Origin of the sequence: Acinetobacter sp. YH12208 (assembly GCF_013418055.1) — a bacterium.
GTDB classification, from domain to species: domain Bacteria; phylum Pseudomonadota; class Gammaproteobacteria; order Pseudomonadales; family Moraxellaceae; genus Acinetobacter; species Acinetobacter pseudolwoffii.
On record NZ_VPCT01000004.1, the window covers coordinates 103,343 to 129,302 of the forward strand.

General features: G+C 44.1%; 19 protein-coding genes. 11 read left to right on the plus strand and 8 right to left on the minus strand.

Annotated elements, in window-relative coordinates; all coding sequences use genetic code 11:
- Positions 1–2: 2 nt before the first annotated feature.
- Together FTU95_RS05895 and uca are read left to right on the plus strand one after the other, a co-directional pair.
- Positions 3–653, plus strand: a complete 651-nt coding sequence (locus FTU95_RS05895; RefSeq protein ID WP_005266347.1) for an urea amidolyase associated protein UAAP2 — start codon at positions 3–5, stop codon at positions 651–653.
- A gap of 4 nt (positions 654–657) precedes the next feature.
- A complete protein-coding gene (gene uca, locus FTU95_RS05900; RefSeq protein WP_180049365.1) occupies positions 658–4,278 on the plus strand; it encodes an urea carboxylase in 3,621 nt (1,206 codons plus the stop codon).
- Positions 4,279–4,301: 23 nt separating this feature from the next.
- Here the strand turns inward: uca and FTU95_RS05905 are convergent, their stop codons facing one another.
- Positions 4,302–6,362: an AAA family ATPase gene (locus FTU95_RS05905; RefSeq protein ID WP_180049366.1), complete on the minus strand. Its 2,061-nt coding sequence runs from the start codon at positions 6,360–6,362 to the stop codon at positions 4,302–4,304.
- 613 nt (positions 6,363–6,975) lie between these two features.
- On the opposite strand from FTU95_RS05905, the gene FTU95_RS15020 reads away from it, so the two are divergent.
- From FTU95_RS15020 to FTU95_RS05920, 4 genes are read left to right on the plus strand one after another with little or no spacing between them, the layout of a single operon-like run.
- Complete coding sequence (locus FTU95_RS15020) at positions 6,976–7,110, plus strand: hypothetical protein (RefSeq protein WP_257220109.1); 135 nt, start codon at positions 6,976–6,978, stop codon at positions 7,108–7,110.
- Entirely contained in the window at positions 7,103–7,546 is a 444-nt protein-coding gene (locus FTU95_RS05910) for a transcriptional regulator (protein WP_180049367.1), read from the plus strand. The genes FTU95_RS15020 and FTU95_RS05910 overlap by 8 nt, the downstream gene beginning before the upstream one ends.
- A gap of 11 nt (positions 7,547–7,557) precedes the next feature.
- On the plus strand, positions 7,558–9,366 hold the full coding sequence (gene atzF / locus FTU95_RS05915) for an allophanate hydrolase (RefSeq protein WP_180049369.1): 1,809 nt from the start codon (positions 7,558–7,560) through the stop codon (positions 9,364–9,366).
- Positions 9,363–10,385: an ABC transporter substrate-binding protein gene (locus tag FTU95_RS05920; protein ID WP_180049371.1), complete on the plus strand. Its 1,023-nt coding sequence runs from the start codon at positions 9,363–9,365 to the stop codon at positions 10,383–10,385. Before atzF ends, FTU95_RS05920 begins: the two co-directional genes overlap by 4 nt.
- Positions 10,386–10,472: 87 nt before the next feature.
- On the opposite strand, the gene FTU95_RS05925 is transcribed toward FTU95_RS05920, so the two are convergent.
- From FTU95_RS05925 to FTU95_RS05955, 7 genes are all read right to left on the minus strand, one after another.
- The gene (locus FTU95_RS05925) at positions 10,473–10,802 is read right to left on the minus strand and encodes a multidrug efflux SMR transporter (protein ID WP_114541230.1); all 330 of its coding nucleotides are present in this window, start codon (positions 10,800–10,802) and stop codon (positions 10,473–10,475) included.
- 8 nt (positions 10,803–10,810) lie between these two features.
- A complete protein-coding gene (locus tag FTU95_RS05930; RefSeq protein ID WP_180049373.1) occupies positions 10,811–11,692 on the minus strand; it encodes a hypothetical protein in 882 nt (293 codons plus the stop codon).
- Positions 11,689–12,696 carry an isopenicillin N synthase family oxygenase gene (locus FTU95_RS05935; protein WP_180049375.1) on the minus strand — a complete coding sequence of 336 codons (1,008 nt, stop codon included), beginning with the start codon at positions 12,694–12,696 and terminating at the stop codon, positions 11,689–11,691. Before FTU95_RS05935 ends, FTU95_RS05930 begins: the two co-directional genes overlap by 4 nt.
- A 77-nt stretch (positions 12,697–12,773) precedes the next feature.
- A complete protein-coding gene (locus FTU95_RS05940; protein WP_064096740.1) occupies positions 12,774–13,655 on the minus strand; it encodes an ABC transporter ATP-binding protein in 882 nt (293 codons plus the stop codon).
- On the minus strand, positions 13,655–14,599 hold the full coding sequence (locus tag FTU95_RS05945) for an ABC transporter permease (RefSeq protein WP_180077840.1): 945 nt from the start codon (positions 14,597–14,599) through the stop codon (positions 13,655–13,657). Before FTU95_RS05945 ends, FTU95_RS05940 begins: the two co-directional genes overlap by 1 nt.
- A gap of 244 nt (positions 14,600–14,843) precedes the next feature.
- A complete protein-coding gene (locus FTU95_RS05950) occupies positions 14,844–15,860 on the minus strand; it encodes a CmpA/NrtA family ABC transporter substrate-binding protein (protein ID WP_180077842.1) in 1,017 nt (338 codons plus the stop codon).
- A 10-nt stretch (positions 15,861–15,870) separates the two neighbouring features.
- Positions 15,871–16,449, minus strand: a complete 579-nt coding sequence (locus FTU95_RS05955) for an ANTAR domain-containing response regulator (RefSeq protein WP_100328604.1) — start codon at positions 16,447–16,449, stop codon at positions 15,871–15,873.
- Between the two features lie 491 nt (positions 16,450–16,940).
- On the opposite strand from FTU95_RS05955, the gene nirB reads away from it, so the two are divergent.
- The 5 genes from nirB (at position 16,941) to moaA (ending at position 25,959) form a co-directional block, all read left to right on the plus strand.
- Positions 16,941–19,487 carry a nitrite reductase large subunit NirB gene (gene nirB / locus FTU95_RS05960; RefSeq protein WP_218944625.1) on the plus strand — a complete coding sequence of 849 codons (2,547 nt, stop codon included), beginning with the start codon at positions 16,941–16,943 and terminating at the stop codon, positions 19,485–19,487.
- A 24-nt stretch (positions 19,488–19,511) separates the two neighbouring features.
- On the plus strand, positions 19,512–21,122 hold the full coding sequence (nirD, locus tag FTU95_RS05965; RefSeq protein WP_180077844.1) for a nitrite reductase small subunit NirD: 1,611 nt from the start codon (positions 19,512–19,514) through the stop codon (positions 21,120–21,122).
- A 180-nt stretch (positions 21,123–21,302) separates the two neighbouring features.
- The gene (locus tag FTU95_RS05970; protein WP_180077846.1) at positions 21,303–24,080 is read left to right on the plus strand and encodes a nitrate reductase; all 2,778 of its coding nucleotides are present in this window, start codon (positions 21,303–21,305) and stop codon (positions 24,078–24,080) included.
- Positions 24,077–24,703 (plus strand): NTP transferase domain-containing protein, encoded by a 627-nt coding sequence (locus FTU95_RS05975; RefSeq protein WP_005096934.1) that lies wholly within the window; start codon positions 24,077–24,079, stop codon positions 24,701–24,703. Before FTU95_RS05970 ends, FTU95_RS05975 begins: the two co-directional genes overlap by 4 nt.
- Positions 24,704–24,933: 230 nt before the next feature.
- Complete coding sequence (gene moaA / locus FTU95_RS05980) at positions 24,934–25,959, plus strand: GTP 3',8-cyclase MoaA (RefSeq protein ID WP_005096933.1); 1,026 nt, start codon at positions 24,934–24,936, stop codon at positions 25,957–25,959.
- The last annotated feature ends 1 nt before the right edge of the window (position 25,960 follow it).

Below are 25,960 nucleotides of genomic sequence, written 5' to 3' on the forward strand. Positions count from 1 at the left end.
TCATGACTGCATTAGTAAACCTAGAAAAATCAGTACTCAGCGAAGTTTGTCCTGCCGGTGAAGCGTGGATGTGCGAAGTCAAAAAAGGCCAGTATTTCCGCATCGTGGATCTAGAAGGCAATCAGGCGGTGGATACTTTGTTTATTTCCGCACATAACCCTGAAGAGCGTTATAGCGCAACCGATACTTTGGCGATGAACCGTCAAATTTATCTAGAAAAAGGTACGACTTTATATACCAACTTTGGCAATAAAATTGCGAGTATTCATGATGACAACTGCGGTCGCCACGATACTTTAGGCGGTGCATGTTCATGTGAAAGTAACACGGTTCGTTATGCGCATGATAAATATCCAATGCACAGTTGCCGTAACAATTTCATGATTGCATTGTCACAACATCCGATTGCGAAAAAGCATGGTCTGAATGTGCGCCATATCGGTCCAAATATTAATTTTTTTATGAATGTACCTGTAACTTCAGATGGTCACCTGAAATTTGATGATGGGATTTCTGCACCGGGCAAATATGTGGAAATTAAAGCTGAGATGGATTTGATTGTGTTGATCTCAAACTGCCCACAACTGAATAACCCATGTAATGCCTATAACCCAACAAAAATTCAACTGATTGTCCGTGAAGGCGAGGTATAAGACTATGACTTTAAAATATGGGTTTAATAAAGTTCTCATCGCCAACCGTGGTGCAATTGCTTGTCGTGTCATCCGTACCCTTAAAAAATTAGGCATCCAATCGGTTGCGGTGTATTCGGAAGCAGATCGTGATTCCTTGCATGTGACTTTAGCTGATGAAGCGGTCTTTATTGGTGATGCACCTGCAAGCCAAAGCTATCTGAATGTCGATAAAATCTTAGAAGTGGCCAAACATACCGGTGCGCAAGCGATTCATCCGGGCTATGGATTCCTGTCTGAAAATGCCGAATTCTGTAATCTCTGTGAAGCACAAGGCATTGTGTTCTTGGGCCCAAATGCCGAGCAAATGAAAGCATTTGGTCTGAAACACACTGCACGTGAATTGGCGATTCAAGCCAATGTACCGTTATTGCCAGGTAGCCAATTATTGGCTGATGAAGCTGAAGCCCTGCTTGAGGCTGAGCGTATTGGCTATCCTGTGATGCTGAAAAGTACCGCAGGTGGTGGTGGTATTGGCATGCGTTTGGTGTGGAATGCGGAGGAGTTGAAAGAAGCTTACACAACCGTGTCCTATTTAGCACAAGCCAACTTTAAAGATGCAGGTTTATATCTCGAGAAATTTGTACAAAATGCCCGTCATATCGAAGTACAAATCTTTGGTGATGGCAATGGATTAATCTTAGCACTCGGTGAGCGTGATTGTTCGGTACAACGTCGTAACCAAAAAGTCATTGAGGAAACGCCTGCACCACATCTGAATGATGAACAACGTGCTTATATCCAAAATGTCGCGATTCAATTGATGCAGTCGGTGAACTACCGCTCGGCAGGAACCGTTGAATTTGTGATGGATACTGATACACAAGAGTTCTATTTCTTGGAAGTGAATACCCGTCTACAAGTGGAACATGGCGTCACTGAACAAGTATTTGGTGTCGATCTTGTTGAATGGATGGTGACTTTAGGCAGTGGTGATTGGGTTGCACCGACATCAAAACTTGAGTCTCAAGGTCATTCGATTCAAGTTCGTCTCTATGCCGAAGATCCAATCAAAAACTTTCAGCCAAGTGCAGGGCTTTTAACGCATGTTGAGTTTGATGCCAATGTGCGTAATGAAACATGGGTAGAAACAGGTTCAAACGTGTCATCTTTCTATGACCCGATGATTGCCAAAATTATTGTGACTGCGGATGATCGTGATTCTGCAATTCAAGCCATGACAGTTACGCTCGCTAAAACCCAAGTGGCGGGCATTGAAACCAACCTTGAATATCTACAAAACATTATCGACTGCAATGTCTTTAAAGCCGGTACGCAAACCACACGTTTTTTAAATACCTTTGAGTGGAAAACTCAAAAAATTGAAGTGCTACAAGCGGGCATTCAAACCGCCGTGCAAGATGTCACAGGCCGTTTGGGCTATTGGGATGTCGGCGTACCGCCATCAGGTGCGATTGATCCGCTGTCTTTAAATGTTGCGAACCAACTGTTAGGCAATGCACCAAATACCGCAGGGCTCGAATGTACCTTGCAAGGCCCAAGCTTAAAATTCCATTGCGATAGCCAAATTGTCTTGGCAGGTGGCGATATGCCATCGACGTTGGATGGTGTTGCTGTCCCAATGTGGCAAACCGTTAATGTGCGTAAAGGTCAGGTGTTGAAATGTGGCAAGATCGCCACAGGTTGCCGTACCTATATCTGCATTAAAGGCGGTCTGAATGTCCCTGAATATTTAGGCTCACAAGCGACCTTTACACTTGGTCAGTTTGGCGGTCATGCAGGGCGTAACTTACTGATTGGCGATATGCTTCCAATCACGGCATTTACATCCGATGAAGTGAAAGCATTAAATGAAGATCAAATCCCAACATTCTCAAATACTTGGGAAATTGCGGTGATGTATGGTCCACATGGTGCGCCTGATTTCTTTACCAAAAACGACATTGATATTTTCTTTGCTAACGAATTTGAAATTCACTTTAACTCAAGCCGTACTGGTATCCGTTTGATTGGTCCAAAACCTGAATGGGCACGTCAGGATGGTGGTGAAGCGGGTCTGCATCCATCCAATATTCATGACAATGCCTATGCCATTGGGGCGATCGACTTTACGGGTGATATGCCAATTATCTTAGGGCCAGATGGTCCAAGCCTTGGTGGTTTTGTTTGTCCTGCGGTGGTGATCAACTCTGAACTATGGAAACTCGGTCAGCTCAAAGCAGGCGATAAAGTCAAATTTTTGCCTGTCAGCTACCATCAAGCGAAATTGCTGAATGAAAAATATCATGCGCAATTAACTGCTCAAGATACACAAGCGGTGACCTTTGATGAATCGTTCTATCCCGAAATCAGCACCTTAAAATCTGCCATTTTAGATACGTTAAAAGGTCAAAATGGCACTCCTGATGTGGTGTATCGCCCTGCGGGCAATAACTATATGCTCGTTGAATATGGCGAATTGGTTTTAGATTTAAACCTACGTTTCCGTATTCATGCGCTGATGCAATGGGTCAAAGATCAAAATATTCAAGGCATTATTGACCTGACACCGGGTATTCGTTCACTGCAAATTCATTTTGATTCGACTCAGCTCGATCAAATTGATTTATTGCGTATGCTTCAAGTCGCAGAAGAACAACTGCCTGATGTGACCGAGATGCAAGTGCCATCACGCACCGTGTATTTACCGCTTGCGTGGGAAGATTCACAAACCCAACTCGCAACAGAACGCTATATGCAAACTGTGCGACCTGATGCACCGTGGTGTCCTGACAATATCGAGTTTATCCGTCGTATTAATGGCTTAAAAGACAAACAAGCCGTGAAAGATGTGGTCTATAACGCAAGTTATTTGGTCATGGGCTTGGGTGATGTGTATTTGGGTGCGCCTGTGGCAACGCCACTTGATCCACGTCAGCGTTTAGTCACGACTAAATATAACCCTGCACGTACTTGGACACCTGAAAATGCCGTTGGTATTGGCGGTGCGTATATGTGTGTTTACGGTATGGAGGGTCCGGGTGGCTATCAGTTTGTGGGTCGTACCTCGCAAATGTGGTCACGTTACCGTAAAAACCCAGACTTTGAACAAGGTATGCCGTGGTTATTACGCTTCTTTGATCAAATTAAGTTTTATGAAGTATCTGAAGCTGAACTCATGCAGATGCGTGAGGACTTTAAAGCAGGTCGTTTAAAACTGCGTATTGAAGACGGTGTATTGAACTTAAAAGAATACAATGACTTCTTAACCGAAAACCAAGCATCCATTTCTGCCTTTAAAGCGGTGCAACAAGCGAATTTTGATTCTGAACGCCGTCGTTGGCATGAAGCAGGGCTTGCGGAATATGTCTCTGAAAGTCTGGATGCTGTGGATGATGGTGAAGGTGTAGAAGTGCCTGAAGGTGGTTGTGCAGTGGAATCGCATATGCCAGGTTCAATCTGGAAAATTGAATGTGCATCGGGCGATATTGTGGAAGAAGGTGCAACGCTTGCTGTCATTGAAGCGATGAAGATTGAGATTCCAATTATTGCACCTGAGCGTATGCGTGTAGATGCGATTACCATTGAAAAAGGACAAACGGTAAAAACAGGGCAGGTGTTGTTTACGTTGGCGCCAGTGGCTTGATGAGATAGGAATAAAAAGACCGCTTAAGCGGTCTTTTTATTTGGTAAAGGGTTTTCAGAAATAATGTGTTCGAAAATTTTTTCACATAGTTCTTTGGCAGATTCGGTTAATTCCCATTCAACATGATCCATGACCGTTAGAACTAAGCGACAAAATTTAAGTTTTTCTTTAATAGTGCCTGATTGGTCAGAAAAACATTTTTTAGGCTTGTCATCAGTAGTTCTAGGATTACCAACTCTAATTTGGTCATCAAGAATTTTACCAATACCATTTTTTGCATGAAAATAATCATGTTCTTCTATTAGAGTGACAATATCAAAACCTTCTTTGGTATCTGCTTGCATACCATCCATGGATAGATGATTGGAAAGAGCATTTCTTTTTGTCTCATCATCCTGAAAAGCACCATTTAAGCCTAAAAATTTAATACGGCAAGCATGATAAATAATGTTTGATGGCAGGGTATTTTCAGTTTCTTTACACTCTAAAAGGAAAAACTTTTCTCCTAGTTTTTCTTCTAAACTTGTAGCTCTCATGCCTTTATTTTTAGTTTTAATATCACCATCAGCTATAAGAAACACACTACTAGAAGTTAAGAGAGCGTTCATACCGCAATCATCTAAATGATCAGTAAATTCGTCACTAAAATCCCAATGCGTTAAGTTGCTACCAGCATATTCTACAAATGTGTAATGGTAATTCGGCATTAATCTTTGAATATCTGATGACCTAAATTTATATAAATCTAAATTATTAGGTTTTCCTTCAACCACTAAAGTTTCTTCTTGTTTTAATACATCTAAATATTTCTGCATATATTTAGTGATATACAGTCGATCTGTAATGCCTTCCACCCAAATCGTACAGTTAGCCAAATAAATAGAAGAAGGACGTACACCTAATGAAGCAAGTAAGTCACGATCTCTGTCACAACGATGAATTTTAAAATCAAATTTACTTGGATTATCTACTTTGGGTTGCTTTACAAATTTCTGAATCATGACTTGATCAGATTCATCAGCCATATCGAGTAAGTGGTTTGAGTGCGTTGTAAAGAAATAATAATGAGGTGTTTCGTTTAAGTAGAAATTCATCAATTGACGAACCATACCAGCATGCATGTGAAGTTCAGGTTCTTCTATAAAAAATGCGTGCGGTTCTGGGTAACCCTCGTTATCTTTGCTTTTTATGTAGGCTTCATATGTCAAAATAATTGCTTGTTGCAGGCCGTCACCTAATTGAGAGATAGGAAATTGTTTATCTTTTCCAATTTTAATATTCACAACATCTTGATCGTGTTTAGGTATGAGTGAAACAAGTTCATTATCAAAAAAATATTGGCTTAGTTTTTCTTCATAACTTTTGATTAAATCTCGTTGTTCAGGCTCGCCTAACAAATGGATTTTAAGTTCATGGTATAGACATTCACCTGTAATAATATTTTCAGAATTAAATTGAGTTGTATCCGAAAAATAATCTTTTTGGGCACGCTCAATGTAAGGTTGTTTATTTTCAAGGTTGGTAACAGGGCGCATCCCTCTCAATATAGGAATATATAATTTCCCATGTTTAAAATTTTCTTGTAGTTCAATTCTTGCAATTTTATTATCTATTTTCGAAAATAAATCTTCTAATTTTTCTTTAGAATTACTAGATTCTTCTTTGTAATTAGAAATTTTCGATTTAGTTTGAGCAACTAAATCTTTTACAGAATCAAAATTGAATTTACAGCTATTAATAAATTGAATTTCTGAGGTTATTTGAAATATTTCATTGGCATTTACAGGTGATGTACCATTAGAACTCCATGAGTTGTCTTGACCATGTCGAGTTGGCCTTCTAAATTTTGTTGCATTTAAATATTTACAGAGATTATTAATTTCTATTGTTAAATCATATTTTTGAAATTTTGCAAAATCCATTGTTGTTTGAAATAATTTACGTAAAAATCTACTTTTCCCGGCATTATTTTTTCCAATGAAAAAATTTAGTCTTTTAATCTCAATAATTTCATCATATTCAACATCATTGTCAGAGCTATAGTCATCTAAATTTTCAGCCCAATAATATAATTTTTCTGTCATAAAAAGCCCCCCAAATATGGGAGCTAATTTAGCAGTAATTCATTACTTTTCAAATGAGTTATGAAATAGTAATTGATTCAAGTTTAGTAATCTTAGTTTCAAATATAGAAAGCAGAGGCATACAGTTGCCTGAACAACTCAGCCACACTTTGATGCACACTCGAACCCCAATGGTGCAAAATAGTTTACTTTTTAGGCATATTTAAAAAAGTAAATCCTCCTTGATCTAGCTCACTATATGTATGTGATAGATTTTAAAAGCATTGTGCTTAAATCTATTCAATTTTATATTGTGGCACGCTTAATGCATTTATTTATATACAACATAAATAGAGGAGAACAATACACTTGATCACTCATAATCACAAACATCGGTTAACCATTCATGTATAAAAAGAATAGCAAGGACATGAGCAATCAAAATGGAATAAACCGGTGAAATACAAAACTTACTTTTGCTTTAGAACAAGCCCCATTTCAATGTTATGGGGCTTTTTTTCGCCCTTTTATATAAGTTTATTCACTTCATCCAAATAACTAAAAATTGGCACGCTTTCTGCATTTTCCTAAGTAATACGAAATTTTGGTTTTGTAATATCCACAGGAGATGCACATGAACAATCCGACATCAAATAAAAAAATGCATCCATGGCTTCACTTTTTGGTTGAGCTGCTCAGCGTACGCGCAGGCTTTCACATTAAACAGTCTTCACAATACCAACAACCCAAGGATCAACATCGTGCCTAAACAAAAATTGGCACGGATCAGTATTACCGTGCCAGAAACCACGCTGCATGCGATGGATCAAAAAATTGTCGAGCAACACTATGAAAGCCGCTCGCAGGCCATTGTCGACATGATTAACCGCCACCTGATTGATGATCTGGTGATTCGCGATGAAGTCATGGTCGGTACACTTACCTTGCTCTATGACGTCAGTTTGAAGCCGCTGCGCAGTCAGCTGGTCGATCTGCAGCAGCAGTATCTGGCACAAGTGATCAATTCGCTTCATATCCAGCTGGATGATAAAAAAATTCTACAAGTCATGCTGATGCAGGGCGCGAGCAGTGATCTGAAAGAAATTAGCGAACAATTTATTGCATTGAAAGGCGTGATTAAAGGGCATCTCGAACTGATGGATGCCGTCATGCCGCCCATTCCACAAAATACCGAACACACTTAAGGAGAACAGCTGTGCACAACTTATGGACTGTACAGGACTGGCAACACGCCTACCAGAATAACAATATCCAGCTTAGTGACCTGATTGAGTATGTTGCCGGGTTGAATAATGATGATCATGCCTGGATTTCAATTGCGACGGCAGCCCAATTACAGGCACAAATTGATGCATTGCCTGGTGTAGATAGTGCAAGCTTGCCACTTTATGGGGTGCCATTTGCAGTCAAGGACAATATTGATGTTGCAGGGTTCTATACCACAGCAGCGTGTAAAGAAGCAGCTTATCTGGCGACTTCCGATGCAACCGCAGTAGCCAAATTAAAAGCTGCCGGTGCAATCGTCGTGGGTAAAACCAATCTGGATCAGTTTGCGACAGGTCTGGTCGGTGTTCGCTCTCCATACGGCGCGGTGAAGAACAGCTTTAATCCTGAATATATCAGTGGCGGTTCGAGCTCAGGTTCCAGCGTGGTGGTAGCCAATGGATTAGTACCATTTTCACTAGGTACAGATACTGCAGGTTCAGGACGTGTACCAGCAGGGCACAATAATATGGTCGGACTCAAACCGACCAAAGGCTGGTTTTCAACTACAGGCCTGATTCCGGCTTGCCGTACCATCGATGTGATTTCGATTTTTGCCTTAACGGTGGATGATGCCTGGCAGGTGGCGCAAGTCATGCAGGGCTATGATGCCAGTGATGATTATTCCCGAGTACATCCTCAAAATGTACCGAGCCAATTTTCAAAAGGGAAAATTGCCATTCCGGATACACTGGAATTTTATGGCGATGCCGAAACTGAAAAAGCATTCCAGCTGGCGATCGCACGTGCACAAAGCTTGGGTTATACAGTTGAGCCGATTGATTTTGCTCCATTTCAGCAACTGGCAGCGGCCTTGTATAACCGCTCTTGGGTGGCTGAACGCACCAGTGCCGTTGAAAAAATGTTGCAACGCGAGCAGACCCATCCGGTCATTGGCCAGATTATTGCGCAGGCAGACCGGTTCAGTGCAGTCGATGCCATGCAGGATGAATATGAACGCGCCCGCCTGAGCCGTATCATTCAAAATACCTTGACGGATTATGATGCATTGATGGTGCCTACCGCACCTACCATTTATCGCATTGCAGAAGTAGAAGCGGACCCTCTGGTAAAAAACAGTCACATGGGCGCTTATACCAATTTTGTCAATTTTGCCGATCTTTCGGCTTTGGCGCTACCCAATAGCATTCGTGCCGATGGTTTGCCAACGGGCGTGACCTTTATTGCACCAGCCTGGATGGATGAAGCACTGGCCAAATTCGGGCAAAAATGGCAGCAGGCAAGCCAGTTGAAGCTAGGCACCTCTGAACGCCCATATGAAAAAACAACTGAAATCTCATCGGGTCACAGCGTCAAACTGGCTGTCGTCGGTGCACATCTAAGCGGAATGCCGCTGAATTTTCAGCTGACCACACGCGGTGGCACCCTGATCAAGCAGACCCGGACTGCTTCGCATTACAAACTGTATGCATTAAAAAATACCACACCGCCAAAACCCGGCCTGCAATACAGCGCGAAAGGTTTTTCAATTGAAGTAGAGGTCTGGGACATTCCGCGTGCACTGTTCGGAGACATTGTTGCAGAAGTTCCGGCGCCTTTGGGGATCGGCAATGTCCAGCTGATTGATGGTACTTGGGTGAAAGGCTTTATCTGTGAAGGCTATGCACTTGAAGATGCAACAGATATCAGTCATTTCGGTGGCTGGCGCGAATTTATGAAATCTAAACAACTTTCAAATACCAAATTTAAATGTGAATGCATAGGGGAAGTCGCAAAATGATCAAAAAAGCACTGATGTCCGTTTCCGTACTGTCTGCAATCCTTTTTAGCGGTTGTGACAATACCGCTAAAGTACCTGAACCAAATGCCAAGGCAGAAGGGAGTGTAAATACTCAGCCCATCCGGATTGGTTATAGTGACTGGCCGGGATTTGTGGCCTGGCAGGTGGCGATTGAAAAAGGCTGGCTGGAAGATGCCGGAGTTAATGCCGATTTTAAATGGTTTGACTATTCTGCTTCACTCTCTGCATTCGCAGCGAATCAGCTGGACGCCGTACTGGTCACTAATGGTGATAATCTGGTCACTGGCTCTGGCGGTACCAAGGGTGTAATGATCATGGCGACTGATTATTCAGCTGGAAATGACGTAATTATTGCCAAGAATGGCATTAATTCGATTCAGGATCTGCGTGGTAAAACGGTTGCAACTGAAAAAGGCCTGGTCGATCACTTGTTACTGTCCACTGCACTGGATGATGCCAAGGTTAAACTGAATGAAGTTAAATTGGTCAATACCATGACCAATGAATTGCCACAGGTATTTGCAACTCCTGATATTGATGCGATTGCAGTATGGCAGCCGGTGGCGAATCAGGCTTTATCTGCGGTGGCCGGTTCCAAGATTATTTTCACCTCTAAAGACAAGCCAGGATTAATCTACGATACCTTGACGGTGAATCCCGCCCATCTGGAAGCCAATAAAGAGCAATGGAAAAAGGTGATTCAGATTTGGGATAAAACCGTCAAATATATCAATGACCCGGCGACTCGTGAAGATGCTGCACAGATCATGTCCAAACGTGTCGGTGTCGATGCGAAGACCTATATGCAGTTCATTGATGGCACGCATTTACTGGATCTGGCCGCCAACAAGAAAGTCTTTACCAAAGGTGATGGCTTCGATTCGATCTATGGTTCCAGTTACCATGTGAATAAGTTCAATGTAGCCAACGGCATTTATACAACAGAAATGAATGTGGATGGCGTGATTGTTCCAACTCTGGTACAAGAACTCAAATAGTGCACCTATACTCATTCTAGAATGTAATCTAGACCAATAAAAAATCCCCAGATTGGGGATTTTTTATATTCAGCTCATTATTAAAAGCTAAAGCTCCGTACTTTTGGAAAAAACATTAATAAAAATAATGCCAATAATCATAAATGCCAGACCGATCAGTGCGGGAAGATCCAGTTGCTGTTTAAACACCAAGAGGCCAACCGTTGAAATCAGGATAATGCCGGCACCAGACCAGATTGCATAGGCAATGCCCATCGGAATGGTTTTCATGGTCAGTGACAGGAAAAACAGGGCAACGGCATAACCGGCAATGGTGGCAAGTGAAGGCCAGAGCACGCTAAAACCATTGGAGGCTTTCAATGCAGAAGTTGCAATGACTTCTGCAATAATGGCAATCGAAAGATATAAAAAAGACATATTTCTCCCTATAACACCCGTTCTGCATGCTGCATCAGGTGATCCTGTTCTGACTTCAGCCAGCTTTCAGCTTGTGTAGTCGTGGGGGTTACATATTGAAATTGGTAATCCGGCTGGTATATATCCAGCTCAAAAATCAGGTCAATGTCGCGACCATCTAAAATGACATGCTGAACCAGACGGGTTTCATTGAGAACTTCAAAATTTTCCAGCTTAAAGGCTTTGCCTGTTTCGCTTGTGCGGGTGCTGTAAGTTTTAGCTTGACCATCAGTCCCGATAGAAACTTCAAAACTTTCCACCAAGGCAAACACGGTCGGATCGACTGCTTTCAAATCTATTTGAGCTACTGCACTTTGCACTTCAGGCAAACGCGTCAGGGCATAGGCAATATGATCAGCACAAATAATCAGGCCACCATCCATTTCCAGTGTCTGACCAGATTGAACATCAAGTGCAGACTGAAGGCGCAAGCCTAAAAATAAACCATGCTGTACCTGCTGGCGCCAGTCTTCGACATAGACATTACTTGGAGAAAACTCCAGAATGCAGTTGCCAATCGCATGTAGCTTGGCTGGTTCCGGCCACTGCACATGATTCTGGTAATTGGCGTAGTCTTTCACTTCCCAAGACAAGAGCTGGCTGGCGTTATCCCAAAGCGTATTGCCAATCCAGCCTTGGCGTTCCTGAACAGCAGTTCCCGTCTGGCTTTTTAGACGAAGATCAATGGTGAAACTGCGCGACTGAAACCAGTACACAATGGTGTTTTCATCGGTTAGGCCATTATAAAAACTGATACTTTTACGCCGGAAAGCACCGTATAAAAATTCTGGAATAATCTCTGGCTGAGGGATAGTGGGCTTTAAAGTCTTAATCACTTCAAACAGATTCATGATGCTGTCTCCGCCTGTTCTTCAAGTCCAAAAGAGGAAAGTGGTACAGCATTTTTTAAGATCAGTTCACCGCTAGCAATGCGCTGTTTTAAATATTGAAAGGTCTGGGCGGTCTGATTAAACAGATGCTCACCCCCGATCAGGGCAGAATATTTGGAATTTTCAGTGTGAATAACCGGTTCAATCACGGTGTCATAATTGCAGGCGCAAAACAGAGGGAATGAATAACGTTCTTCAGAGACTTTTTTCACGCGGTGCTTGGTGGCGAGATATTTACCATTTGACAGAATTTCCATCATGTCACCGATATTCATCACCAGTGTATTTTCAATCAGTGGAATGTCGATCCATTCGCCGGCTTTATTCAAAACCTGTAAGCCGGGTGCGGTGGGTAACAGCAAGGTAAAGCATTCGTAATCGGTATGTGCGCCAATGCCTTCGGCATCTTGCACTTCCGGATTATAGGGATAATGAATCAAGCGTAGCTGACTTGGTGCATCAGTAATTTTGCTTTCAAAAAAGTCCTCACGAACGCCCAACGCCAGTGCAAAGGCAGAAAAAATCTGCCGGCTGATCTCACGCAGATGACTATAGTATTGGCTGACAATAGACTTGAAATCCGGATGGTCTGGCCATAAGGTGGGCCCAAGTAAAGGACAGTCTTTTCTTACCCCCTGATAATCATAATTGACATCATAGGCTTCTTTTAAATCATAACTGTTGCCGGCAAACTGTTCTTCGCCAATCGGCACATAGCCACTATGGTTTTTTGATTTGCCAATATAGTGCTGCATTTTGGTGTCCAGATCCTGAGAAAAATAGGACTGGGCCATTTCAATCAGGGCTTTGGCGTAATCAGAATTAAACTGGCTACCTTGCAGATAAAGAAATCCGACTTCTTTACAGGCTTGATCCAGAGCATGAGCAACTTCAATACGATCGGCTAAATCCGGACTTTGTAATTTTGAAATATCAACCAGTGGGAGTACATATTGCGCTTGCATGATAATCACCTCTAATGTTGGTCGTCCAACACAGCGATTAAAACCTTCGGGTCGTCCCAAAGGCATTTTGGATAAGATTATTTATTGCTGCTGACCTTGGTCATACGCGGAATGACCGGCAGTTCTGCTAGTGCCGGATCCAGTTCATCTTCTTCAGCATGCACCAGATAATCGACACGTTGTCTTAACTGTTTAAATTCAGGACTAAGCATGACGTCTGGATGGCGTGGACGAGGTAGATCAACTTCGATAATTTCCTTGATTTCACCCGGATTGGCTTTCAGCGCCACAATACGGTCGGCCAGTAAAATGGCTTCATCCATATCGTGAGTCACAAAAATGATGGTGATGTCGATATTTTGCCAAAGATCCATCAGATGACGCTGCATTTTTTGCCGGGTATGCGGATCGAGTGCTCCAAAGGGTTCATCCATCAACAGGATCTTCGGTTCATTGACCAAAGCCCGGGCAATCGCGACACGCTGTTTCATCCCGCCAGACAGCTCATGCGGATACTGGTTTTCATACTTTTCCAGACCAATGATATTGATCCATTCACGTGCCTGCGCTTCGGCAGCTGCACTACTTTGGCCTTTCATGCGCGGGCCAAACATGACATTTTCCTTGACGGTTTTCCATGGAAACAGGGTATAGCCCTGGAACACCATGCCACGCTCTGGACTTGGGCCGGTAATCGGCTGGCCATCCACCAGAATCTCACCACTGCTATAAGGATCCAGACCGGCGACTACACGGCTAAAGGTTGACTTGCCGCAACCGGAAGGCCCAATCACACAGATGAACTCCCGCTTATGAATTTTCAAATTTAGTGCATTTAAAACCGTACGCTCGGTTTTGCCATGACTGAATTTTTGCGTCAATTGCTTCGCTTCCAGAATCACCGGACGGCTATAAATCTTGTCAAAGTATTCGCGGGTATTAAATTCAGTGTTTTGCATCAGTTGGCTCCCGGTTTCCATTTAAATAAGCGTTGTCCCAGTTTCATTAAAATCACATCACAAAGCAGGCCAATCACACCGATAATCAGGATCGCGGCAAAGACATTATCAAAGTTTTGATAGCGGGCTTGCTGGGTAATGAACCAGGTAATCCCGGAGGTACTGCCGATCAGTTCTGCTACGATCAGGTAAGTCCATGCCCAGCCGAGCAACACACGCAGATTACGGTAAATTTCAGGCAGGGCGGCAGGAATCACCACATGTAACAGACTTTTGAGTTTATTGGTGCCCAGAGTAAAACCGGCTTCGATCAGGCTGCGATCCACCAGACGTGTGGTATTGGCAATAATCAGGATTTGCTGGAACAAGGTTCCAATCACAATAATGGCAATTTTTGGTGCATCATTAATTCCGAGAATTGCCACTGCCAGTGCACCAAAGGCCGGAGCAGGCAAATAGCGGAAGAATTCGACAAAGGGTTCGATCAGCTGGGAAATTTTATTTGAAAACCCGCATAAAATACCGAGTGGAATACCGACCAAGGAAGAAATAAAGAACGCAGTAAAGACCAGCTTGATACTGTGCCACAGACTTTCATGAAACCAGGGTGCATTGGCCTGAGCAGGCTCCGTGGTAAAGGCCGTGACCAGTGCAATCGCAACTTCATGTGGTGCAGGCAGATAAATCGGGTTGACCAGAATACCCTGCGGCGGAGCCAGACCCTGATCTACCGCAGACTGAGCAGCAGAAAAAAACTGGTCTTTATCAATACGACTTTCGATCTGTAAGTAGGCAACACTACCTGAATCAGTAATCTGGACTTGTGGATGCCAAATAAATGGCAAATAGCTGACTGCACACCAAATCAGAATTGGTATTAAAAAAGACCCCAAGCCAAACAGTAATTTATTTCTTTGACTGAGTTCACGTGCAACGTAACTCATAGTGTTGCCCCTCAATATTACAAATTTTATAAAACGTAATACTGACTAAGCAAAATGGATGCCATTTCATCCCAAATCCTGAAATGACTTTAAAAAGGGCTTATTTTTATAGAAAAAATTAGCAGATAACTCTTAATCATATTTAAGAAGTTAGATCAGAATACAGAGATTTTTAATCATTTTCTGGAAAATAGACTCAATAAAAAAGACCCGAAAAATCAGGCCTTTTTTTCAGTAACATCATTTAGCCAATAATGTCTGCATGCTGGTTTTGCAAGCTATAGATGCACTGCTGCGCAATCTGTAGCTGATCATCTTCTGATAGATCAAGATTTTCCCATTTCTGCATCTGCTGTAGGAGCCAGATAAAATCATCGACTTTCGGTTCGGCACTTTCCCCAACAAAATTCCGGATAATATTCTTGATCTTGTGAAAGTCATAAACATGCCGCTGGGCGGAACATTCAAACTGAATAATCTGATAGTCCACCAGCATGTCCCATACTTCTGATAAATCACTGCGCTGCTTTAAATCATTCTGCGCTTTTTGTACTGCCTTGACCACTGCCTCTACAGTAAATGGATGCTGTTCTGCCCATTCTTGGGTCATGGCCAAAACTTTATCGGCAACTTTTGGAATGACATTCTGGCTCGCAGCGACGATAAAGCTATAGCCTTCAAGTTTGGCCTGAATATTCCAGGGTTCTCCCACGCAAAAGCCATCGAATATCTGTTCCGAGATTCCTTTCACCATCGAAGGTGGTGGTGACGTCATCAGGTGAATAGTGTGGGCAATATTGAAATCTGTCAGGGCCAACCATTCTTTTATACAGTAATGATGAATTGAATGCTTATAGACATAGGCAAGATTCACTTTCTGATGATGTTGCAAGGCCCGCACCAATTTCTGAGAACTGCTTTTTTCATCATCTTCTGCATGAATTCCCAATTCATAACATAGATCTTGACGCAGGCTGATATAAGCCTGATTGATACTCAGCACCAAAGAGGTTTGTAAAGCCACCTGTAACTGGTCTGTGCCCAGGGCAGCAGCGGGCAACATGGCGGACAGACAATGTGCAGCATCCAGAAAGCCATAGGCCAGACGGTCACGCAAACTTGACCATGAGGCTTCGCGGATTAAATTGATGGTTAATCCTTGCTCGGCAAAATAACCCTGTTTTTCAGCCCAGAGAATGGCAACACAATCAAGTAAAGGAATATAGCCAATATTGAGTTCAGTTTTTTCTAATGAGGACATATGCTTTTCCTTATTGGCCCAGTAACAGCTTCTGTGCATCGAGCAGGCGTCTGGCCATTTCACCAATGGTAATCCGGTGACTCATGGCATTTTTACGTAATAAGGCAAAGGCCTGTTCTTCAGATAATGCATGCAGCTGGATCAGCAATGCTTTGGCTTTATCGATATCTTTACGGTCAATCAGCTTGTCTTGGGTTTCTTTTAAATCGTTCAGCAGCTTTTTATGCTTGCGGAACTGTTCAATTGATATTTCCAGAATGCTTTCTAATTTGCTGGGATCAATACCATCGACAATATAAGCCGTGATCCCGGCATCAATCGCACTTTTGATGGTGTCTTTATTGGAGTTTTGGGTAAACAGTACGGTAGGAAGTTCATATTGGCTGACACAGCTTTCAATAATATCCCGATGTGGATGATCCATATTTAGCAGAATCACATCTGCATGGATGCCTTTGACATGCACCATATTCAGATCATTCAGGATTAAACAGGCCACCACCTGAAAATCATGTAACAGCAGCGATTCCTGGATGAATTGGGCGCGCTCCAGATCATCATCAATAAGAGCAATTCGTAATTTAGACATGGAATATTTTCAAGTAAGGCCTAAGGAATATTCAAGTACGAATAATGCAAAAAACATGCCATGATATTGGTGCATCAAAGAGTTATTTTGAGTTCAATTTGGTGCAGGAGTTTGGCATCCATCATCAAAATAAAGCATTTCCTGCAATTTTCTGGCTGATATCAGTCATTGTGTTGCTAAAAAAGTTGGCATGCTTCCTGCATTTATCAAATTGTCAAAGATGACTTTCAATACGAATAACGGCCAACGATGCCCGTTCTGATCGTAGTTGCACTTTAAAAGGGTGCAACTGATATTTCGTTCAGCACAGGATAAATGACATGGTCAGTTGTTCAGCAATACAAACCGTACGGGCATTTCAACCTTTGATCCAGCATTTCAAACAGCTGGGCACGGTATTTACCACCCATTCAAACAGTCGACATATCAACCACTAGATCTGATATGTGGCTTTTTATCGTCTTTAAAAAAACAATAGTCGGAGCGCAGATATGAAAATTCTCATGATTGGGCATGGCATGGTGGGGCATAAATTCATCGAATCTGTACTGGAACAGGCCGGTGATGACATTGAGCTGACCATTTTGGCAGAAGAGCCACATTTGGCTTATGACCGGGTACATTTGACCGAATATTTCAGCGGCAAGTCGGTCAAGGATCTGAGTCTATGCCGTAGTGATTTCGCCGATGCTTATGGCATTGATTTGCGACTTAATACTAAAGCGGTTGAAATTGATCAGCTCCATAAAACCGTCACCACCAGCCAGGGTGATGTGCTGAGTTTTGACAAGTTGATTCTCGCTACCGGTTCTTATGCCTTTGTGCCACCAATCCCGGGCAATGACCGTCAGAATTGCTTTGTTTATCGTACCATTGAAGATCTGGATGCCATTCGTGCAGCCAGTCTGAATGCCAAAACTGGCGTAGTGATTGGCGGCGGCTTGCTAGGGCTGGAAGCAGCGAAAGCCCTGCGAGATCTGAATCTGGAAACCCATGTCGTAGAATTTGCTCCGCGTCTGATGGCGGTGCAGATTGATGATCTGGGCGGCCGGGTACTGCGCTCTAAAATTGAAGACCTTGGTGTCAAGGTACATACTCAAAAGGCCACGTCAAGTATTGAAGATGGTGACAGCACTCAGCATGTAATGAAGTTCGGAGATGGTTCGGTGCTTGAAACCGATATCATCCTGTTCTCGGCCGGCATTCGTCCGCGTGATGAACTGGCGCGCCAAAGTGGTTTACTGATTGGTGAGCGTGGCGGCATCATCATTAATGATTATTGCCAGACCTCACATCCGGACATTTATGCCATTGGTGAATGTGCACTTTGGGACAATAAAATTTATGGTCTGGTTGCACCGGGCTATGACATGGCGCGTATCGCGGCAAAACATGTACTGGACCAAGAGAGCCATACATTCGCTGGTGCCGACATGAGCACCAAGCTCAAACTGATGGGAGTGGATGTTGCTTCTATTGGTGACGCACATGCCATGTCACCTGGTGCCTTGAGTTATTTCTATGCTGATGAAGCCGCGCAGGTTTATAAAAAAATCGTGGTGTCAGCAGATAAGACCAAGCTGCTGGGCGCGGTGCTGGTGGGCTGTGCCAAAGAATATAGCGATCTTTTACAAATGATGCTGAATGGTCTGGCGGTACCGGAGCAACCGGAAAGCCTGATCATGCCGGGTTTTGATCAGGCAACTTCCAAATCAGGTGGTAGTGGTGTCGATTTATTGCCTGACAGTGCGACCATCTGTTCATGTAATAACGTTTCCAAAGCTGATATCTGTTCAGCCATTGATGGCGGTGCAACTTCATTGGGTGCACTGAAAAAATGCACACAGGCTGCAACGGCGTGCGGTGGCTGTGCACCACTGGTAACGCAGGTTCTCAAATCTGAATTACAGCGTCAGGGGGTTACAGTCAATAATCACCTGTGCGAGCACTTCGCCTATTCGCGTCAGGAACTGTATCACCTGGTACGCGTGCATGAAATCAAGACTTTCTCTGACCTGATCCAGCAACATGGGCACGGCATGGGTTGTGATATTTGCAAACCGACTGTAGCCAATATTCTGGCATCCTGCTGGAATGATTTTGTTCTGAAACCAAGTCATGCCGGTTTGCAGGATAGCAACGACTACTACCTCGGCAATATTCAGAAAGATGGTTCCTATTCGATTGTGCCACGTGTGGCAGGCGGCGAAATCACCCCGGATGGCCTGATTACCATCGGTCAGATCGCCAAAGACTATGGCCTATATACCAAAATCACAGGCGGACAACGAATTGACATGTTCGGTGCGCAGGTACATCAACTGCCTGAAATCTGGGAAAAACTGATCAATGCCGGTTTCGAGTCTGGACATGCCTACGGCAAATCCTTACGTACGGTGAAATCTTGCGTGGGCAGTACCTGGTGTCGTTTTGGGGTCGATGACTCTGTCGGCTTGGCGATTTTCCTTGAGAATCGTTATAAAGGCCTGCGTTCACCACATAAAACTAAAATGGCAGTATCTGGCTGTACCCGTGAATGTGCAGAAGCACAGAGCAAGGATGTCGGTGTCATTGCCACCGAAAAAGGCTGGAATCTATATGTATGCGGCAATGGCGGTATGAAACCGCGCCATGCTGAACTGCTCGCCTCGGATCTGGATACTTCCACACTCATCAAATATATCGACCGCTTCTTTATGTTCTATATCCAGACGGCGGATCGTCTACAGCGCACCAGTGTATGGCGTGACAATATGGAAGGTGGGCTGGATTATCTGAAAGATGTCATTGTGCACGATTCGCTTGGCATTGCGGCTGAACTGGAAAGCCGTATGCAGCATGTGATTGGCACTTATCAGGATGAATGGCGCACCGCGATTGAAGATCCAGAAGTACGCAAACGCTTTAAAACCTTTATCAACGCCAAAGCAGCCGAGCAGAATGACCCGCATATTCAGTTTGCACCTGTACGTGGTCAGATCCGGCCAAAGACTGACGCTGAACGTGATCTCAACCGTATTCCAGTGGTTGAAGCCTAAACACCACAGTCAGGGAGAATGAAAATGACAATTTTAAAAGATATGAACGAACTGAACTGGTACGAAGTCTGTCATCTGGATGAGATCACCCCGAATACTGGTGTTGCAGCTTTGATTGAAGATCAACAGATTGCAATTTTTCGCGTGGGTCAGGAACAGCGGGTGTATGCGCTCAGCAATCAGGATCCGTTTAGTCTGGCCAATGTCATGGCACGTGGCATTCTGGGCGATCTGCAAGGTGAGCGTGTAGTCGCATCCCCAATTTACAAGCAGCATTTCAGTCTGGTGACCGGCCGTTGTCTGGAAGAGCAAGATCAGAAATTACTGGTATTTCCAACCCGAATTGAAAATGGCACAGTCTTTATCAGCCCAACTCCGCAAAAGACTTATATTTCCAGTAATGGTCAAAACACAGAGCGCTTAAAATTGGTATTGGTCGGGAATGGGCTGGCGGGTATGCGCTGTCTGGAAGACTTGCTGGATATGGCACCAGATCGTTATGACATTACCGTGATTGGGGAAGAGCCATGGGGAAATTACAACCGGATCATGTTGTCACCGGTATTGTCTGGTGAGAAAAGCTTTGCCGAAATTATGCTGCATTCAGCTGACTGGTATGCCGAAAAAGGCATTCGATTTATTGCTGGAGATGCTGCTATCGCTATCGACCGTTCACGTAAGCAGGTTCATACCGAAAAAGGTGAGATAGTTGCTTATGATCGTCTGATCCTCGCGACCGGTTCCAAACCTTTCGTACCGCCAATTCCGGGTGCTGAACTTGAAGGCGTAATTAGCTTCCGGGATATTCAGGATGTTAACCGCATGCTGGATTACTGCAAAACCAGGCAAAACGCCGTCGTGATTGGAGGTGGGTTGCTGGGTCTAGAAGCAGCTTATGGACTGAAGCAGCAGGGGATGAATGTGACTGTGCTGCACCTGATGGATCGTATTATGGATCGTCAGCTGGATATGAAAGCCAGTCAAATGCTGAAAAAATCAATTGAAGATAAAGGTATCCGGATCATCACCGAAGCCAACACCGAAGAACTACTCGGTAGTGATGGCCACGTGAATCAACTGCGCTTAAAAGACGGGACGGTGCTGGATGCTGAGCTCGTGGTCTTTGCAGTTGGAATCCGACCAAATAAAACTTTGGCTGAACAGGCTGGCTTGCGCTGCAATCGTGGGGTGCTGGTGAATGACACCATGCAGACTTATGACCCAAGTATTTATGCGGTAGGTGAATGTATTGAGCATCGTGGCCAGACCTTTGGATTGGTTGAGCCATTATGGGGACAGGCCTTTATCTGTGCGACGCATCTGGCTGAACATGGCCGACTGACCTTTAAGGCACCGACTGTTCCGACCCAACTGAAGGTCAGCGGATGTGACGTATTCTCGGCAGGTAATTTTGAACCGACTAATGATTTCGAAGATATCGTGCTGAATGATGAGAAGCGTCAGATTTATAAACGGATCATCATTCAGCAGGACAAAGTCATTGGTGCAGTGCTATTTGGCGATACCGAAGATGGGGCTTGGTATGCAGAACTGATTGCGGACCAGACACCAATTAGTAATATCCGCAGCAAACTGCTTTTTGGTCGGGATTTTGCATTAAAAAAGGCAGGGTAATCGGATCAATCTCCCAACCCCTCTTAAAACAAGAGGGGAACCTCTCTCCTTTATTAAAGGAGGGTTGGGGAGGATTAAAGCTTTTGAGACATAGAAAAAATTTAAATCAAACCTGTAAAAGCTAGATATCAGCGTTTTGGTGAAACAAGTGAATTTGGATGATTAAGGAGCGCAGCAGCAATGAATAGTATTCCGGTTATGGAACTACATAGCTCTACTGAATCCCAAATAAAAACCACTCAGACGACCTGTCCTTATTGTGGAGTAGGCTGTGGTGTCATCGCGCACGTAAGCCAAACCCCGATGGGTGAAAAGGTTCAGATTGAAGGCGATGTTCAGCATCCTGCGAACTTGGGCAAGTTGTGTATTAAAGGCAGTCATCTTGCCGATACACTTGGCTTAAAAACCCGGCTTCTGCATCCGATGACAGGTCGAAAAGAACAGCGGCAAATAAGCACTTGGGATCATGCCATTTCTAGTATTGCCAATAAATTTCAGCAATGTATTGATCAGTATGGACGCGACAGCATCGCCTTTTATGTCTCCGGCCAGCTTTTGACTGAAGACTATTATGTGGTGAACAAGTTTTTAAAGGGCTATCTTGGTACTGCCAATATTGATACCAATTCAAGACTGTGCATGTCATCTGCTGTGGCTGCACATAAGCGGGCTTTTGGCGAAGATCTGGTGCCGGCCAGCTATACAGATTTTGAGCAGACAGAAATGGTGGTTCTGGTCGGTTCCAATACCGCCTGGTGCCATCCGGTGCTTTATCAGCGCATCATGAAAGCCAAGGAAGAGCGGGATTTATTTGTGGTAGTGATTGATCCACGCTTTACTGCAACCTGTGAAGCGGCAGATTTACACTTACCTATTTTACCAGGTCAGGATGTCGCGCTGTTTAATGGCCTGTTACAGTATCTTCAGCAAAATGGCTATACTGATCTGGATTTTGTTACACAACATACCCAAGGTCTGGAGCAGGCACTTGCCAGCAGCTCGACAGAGTCATCACTTGAAAGCGTGGCAAAGCGTACTGGTATTGCTATTGAAAAATTAACCTTATTTTTTCAGAAATTTGCCCAGACCGAAAAAATCATGAGCCTGTTTTCCATGGGTGTAAACCAATCCTCTCAAGGAGTAGACAAGGCCAATAGCATTATCAACTGTCATTTATTGACAGGGAAAATAGGCAAACCCGGTGCGGCACCTTTTTCCATGACTGGACAACCGAATGCGATGGGCGGACGGGAAGTCGGTGGGCTGGCCAATATGCTGGCCAGCCATCTAGATTTGGAGAACCCGCAGCATCAGCAACTGGTGCAGGACTTCTGGCAAAGCCCGGTCATCGCGCGGCAGCCCGGATTAAAAGCAGTAGATTTATTTCAAGCGGTGGAAAGCGGAAAAATCAAGGCCATCTGGATTATGGCCACCAATCCGATCGTGAGTTTGCCCAATGCAGATCAGGTTAAACGCGCTCTGGAAAAGTGTGAATTTGTAGTGGTTTCTGATATTTGTCTCGACACTGATACCACGCAATATGCCGATGTACTGTTACCGGCACTGGGTTGGGGCGAAAAAGATGGCACAGTCACCAATTCGGAGCGCCGTATTTCACGGCAAAAGGCCTTTTTGCCGGCTCCGGGTGAAGCCAAAGCAGACTGGTGGGCCATTTCCCGGGTGGCTCAGGTCTTAGGTTTTCGCGGTTTTGACTTTAACAATAGCCATGACATTTTTCTGGAACATGCCCGTTTATCTGCCTATCAGAATGGTTCACTTTCGCAACGCGCAGATACGCCAAATTTCCGCTATTTCAACCTGCAAGGTTTAACTCATCTCAGTTTTGCAGAATATCATAATCTGGCACCGATCCAGTGGCCAGTCTGGGATAAGCAAGAAGTTCATCAGGTTGGTCAACTATTTAGCCAAGGCCAGTTTAGCCATGCAGATGGCAAAGCCAGATTGGTGCCAACAGTTGCAGCCGATCCGGTACATGCTATTTCTACTGAATATCCGCTGATCCTAAATACCGGACGGATCCGCGATCAATGGCACACCATGAGCCGTACCGGATTATCTGCCAGTTTATCCCAGCATCGTGCCGAGCCTTATTGTGAGTTGCATCCGCAAGACGGGCTGAAATATGGCCTGAAAGATGGCGAGCTGGTCGAGGTGAAATCCGCTTGGGGAAGTTGTGTACTCCGTGTGCAATTTTCACAAAATATGCGACGTGGCCAGATTTTTGCACCGATTCACTGGAACGACCAGTTTGCGTCCGATGCGCGGATTGGCAAAGTGGTGAATCCGGTGGTTGACCCGATTTCCGGCGAGCCAGAGTTTAAGCATACTCCGGTGATGATCCAGCCATTTTATACTCAGTGGCAGGGTGTGCTGTATGTACGGGAAGGCTTTAAACAACAGATCCAGACCATGATTAAAAATACGGTGTGGTGGAGCAAAATTCAAACCACTCAGGCCATCCGTTATGAACTGGCAGACCGGCGCAGGTTTTCTGACATCACCGGGCAGATCAAGAGTCTCTTAGACTTTAATGATGAAAGCTTTGAATGGCTGAATCTCGAAGATCAAACGGCGCATATCAGTCATAGTGTGGTTCTTCAGGATGGCCAGTTAATTGCCAGTTTTTATATCGCACCGGCGGCATTATTGCCAGATCGTGACTGGGTGGCTGGCCTGTTTAGACGTGAACGTCTGAGTGCATTACATCGTAAAGCATTGCTGGCAGGTCAGGCCATGTCGATGGGAAATAGTGAAGGAGCATTGGTCTGTAGCTGTTTTAAGGTCGGCAAGAACCGAATTATTCAAACCATTAAAGATAAAAATATCACGCATGAAAAACAGGTGACTGCATGTCTAAAAGCCGGAGGAAATTGCGGTTCGTGTTTGCCAGAAATTAGAGGCCTGATTAAGGCCTGCCAGACGGAGTGCATAGAATGAAAAGAAGAGTGATGAAGACGGTGTCTTATCCGGAAACCGACGTGGTGATTCTGGCCGGAGGTTTAGCGCGGCGCATGAATGGCATCAATAAATTGCTGCACAAATTTGATGATGAAATCCAGCTGATTAAAATCCATCAGCAACTGAAGTCCCGGGCAAGCAAAGTCTGGGTCAATAGCCATCGGGATCACTCTATTTATAAACGGATGATTCCTTCGATTGATTTTTATCAGGACGATGAACCCGGCTTTCAGGGACCATTGATGGGCATGAAGAGTGCCTGGTCACATGTGGAATCTGATTATGTGCTGTTCGTGCCTTGTGATGTGACCTATATCCCCAAAAAGGTCATTTCACGTTTACATCAGGCCTTGCAACGACATCCCTTATGTGAAGTGGCGGTAGTTGAAATCAATGAAAAGGCATTGTTTCCATTCTGTCTGATGAAACACAGCAGCTTACCCACTCTTATACAACATCTTGAAAATGATCAGCACAGTTTAAAACTCTGTTTTGTTGACATGCACATGCAGCGGGCAAGCTTTAAAAATCGTGCCCTGTTTTTTCACAGTATTAATTCATTTGACGAGCTACAGCAGCATCAACAGCTTAACTTTCTCTAGCGTTTAAAATGCTAAAAGTCGAATTATCATATCCTGGTTCACCAAAATATTGCTTTTTTTATTTTTCGAGCGAACTTTTGGACTAAAAAAGAACAAATATTACCCATTAATATTCATTAAACATAAATTTGTGCAAAGTTGGAACACTTTTTGCTCATTCATTGTGAAGAAATAGGGCAGTAACTCAAGACTGTTAAATAACCGTGCAGATCTCATCATGGACCGCAGCAATGAACAGCATGACAGCTTTAGCACCTCGCAGTATCTTTCAGGATCAGTTTGGACGCCAGAAACGTAAGTTGCGGATCTCGGTGACTGACCGCTGTAATTTTAAATGCAGCTATTGCATGCCTGAACATCCGCAATGGATAAATAAAAAAGAATTGCTCAGTTTTGAAGCCCTGTATGCTTTTTGCGAGTTTATGGTGCGACACGGGATTGAGCAGATCCGCGTGACGGGGGGCGAACCGTTGATGCGTCAGGGTATTGTTCATTTTATTGCCTGCTTACAGACATTGAAAGCAATTGGCCTGAAACGTATTTCCATGACCAGTAATGGCCATTATTTAAAAGATTATGCTCAAGCGCTTAAACAGGCAGGACTGGACGATCTGAATATCAGTCTAGACAGTCTTGATCCAAAGCAGTTTCAGCAACTGACCCAAAAACAGTTACAGCCTGTACTTCAAGGTATTTCTGCCGCACAGCAGGCAGGTTTGACCGTCAAGATCAATAGTGTGCTCATCAAAGGCATCAATGACAATCAGATTATTCCTTTGGTGAAATGGGCACAGCATCAGGCTATAGAACTGCGTTTTATTGAGTTTATGCCCCTCGATGGCGATCAGAAATGGAATCCGTCTGATGTCATCAGTGAGCAGGATATCCTGGATCAACTGAAAACTGAATTTGATGTCCAGGTATCTCAAGGACAAGGCGCCAATCCAGCCCGTGGCTATTTGGTCAATGGGCAGCCTTTGGGGATTATTTCCACCATTACCCATTCATTTTGCAGTGATTGTGACCGTCTGCGCCTCAATGCCCAAGGTGAATTTTATAACTGTTTATTTGCCAGACAAGGCCTGAACCTTAAGGCAGATATCGAACAACTGGCGCTGGATCATTTCGCCACACAGACATTTCAGCACAAGCTCCACGCTTACATCTGGCATAAAGAGGCCGGCTTCCATGCGATCCAGCAATCACCAATACAAAAGCCGATCCGAAAAATCAGCATGCACAGCATTGGAGGGTAAA

Bases quoted from the DNA above. Each gene is read 5' to 3' on its own strand.
- FTU95_RS05975 (WP_005096934.1), top strand. From the start codon at position 24,077: ATGAAAAGAAGAGTGATGAAGACGGTGTCTTATCCGGAAACCGACGTG.
- FTU95_RS05905 (WP_180049366.1), bottom strand. From the start codon at position 6,362: ATGACAGAAAAATTATATTATTGGGCTGAAAATTTAGATGACTATAGC.
- nirB (WP_218944625.1), top strand. From the start codon at position 16,941: ATGAAAATTCTCATGATTGGGCATGGCATGGTGGGGCATAAATTCATC.
- FTU95_RS05930 (WP_180049373.1), bottom strand. From the start codon at position 11,692: ATGAATCTGTTTGAAGTGATTAAGACTTTAAAGCCCACTATCCCTCAG.
- FTU95_RS05955 (WP_100328604.1), bottom strand. From the start codon at position 16,449: ATGTCTAAATTACGAATTGCTCTTATTGATGATGATCTGGAGCGCGCC.
- FTU95_RS05925 (WP_114541230.1), bottom strand. From the start codon at position 10,802: ATGTCTTTTTTATATCTTTCGATTGCCATTATTGCAGAAGTCATTGCA.
- FTU95_RS15020 (WP_257220109.1), top strand. From the start codon at position 6,976: ATGAACAATCCGACATCAAATAAAAAAATGCATCCATGGCTTCACTTT.
- FTU95_RS05920 (WP_180049371.1), top strand. From the start codon at position 9,363: ATGATCAAAAAAGCACTGATGTCCGTTTCCGTACTGTCTGCAATCCTT.
- moaA (WP_005096933.1), top strand. From the start codon at position 24,934: ATGAACAGCATGACAGCTTTAGCACCTCGCAGTATCTTTCAGGATCAG.
- FTU95_RS05940 (WP_064096740.1), bottom strand. From the start codon at position 13,655: ATGCAAAACACTGAATTTAATACCCGCGAATACTTTGACAAGATTTAT.
- FTU95_RS05935 (WP_180049375.1), bottom strand. From the start codon at position 12,696: ATGCAAGCGCAATATGTACTCCCACTGGTTGATATTTCAAAATTACAA.
- FTU95_RS05970 (WP_180077846.1), top strand. From the start codon at position 21,303: ATGAATAGTATTCCGGTTATGGAACTACATAGCTCTACTGAATCCCAA.
- uca (WP_180049365.1), top strand. From the start codon at position 658: ATGACTTTAAAATATGGGTTTAATAAAGTTCTCATCGCCAACCGTGGT.
- nirD (WP_180077844.1), top strand. From the start codon at position 19,512: ATGACAATTTTAAAAGATATGAACGAACTGAACTGGTACGAAGTCTGT.
- FTU95_RS05950 (WP_180077842.1), bottom strand. From the start codon at position 15,860: ATGTCCTCATTAGAAAAAACTGAACTCAATATTGGCTATATTCCTTTA.
- FTU95_RS05895 (WP_005266347.1), top strand. From the start codon at position 3: ATGACTGCATTAGTAAACCTAGAAAAATCAGTACTCAGCGAAGTTTGT.
- FTU95_RS05945 (WP_180077840.1), bottom strand. From the start codon at position 14,599: ATGAGTTACGTTGCACGTGAACTCAGTCAAAGAAATAAATTACTGTTT.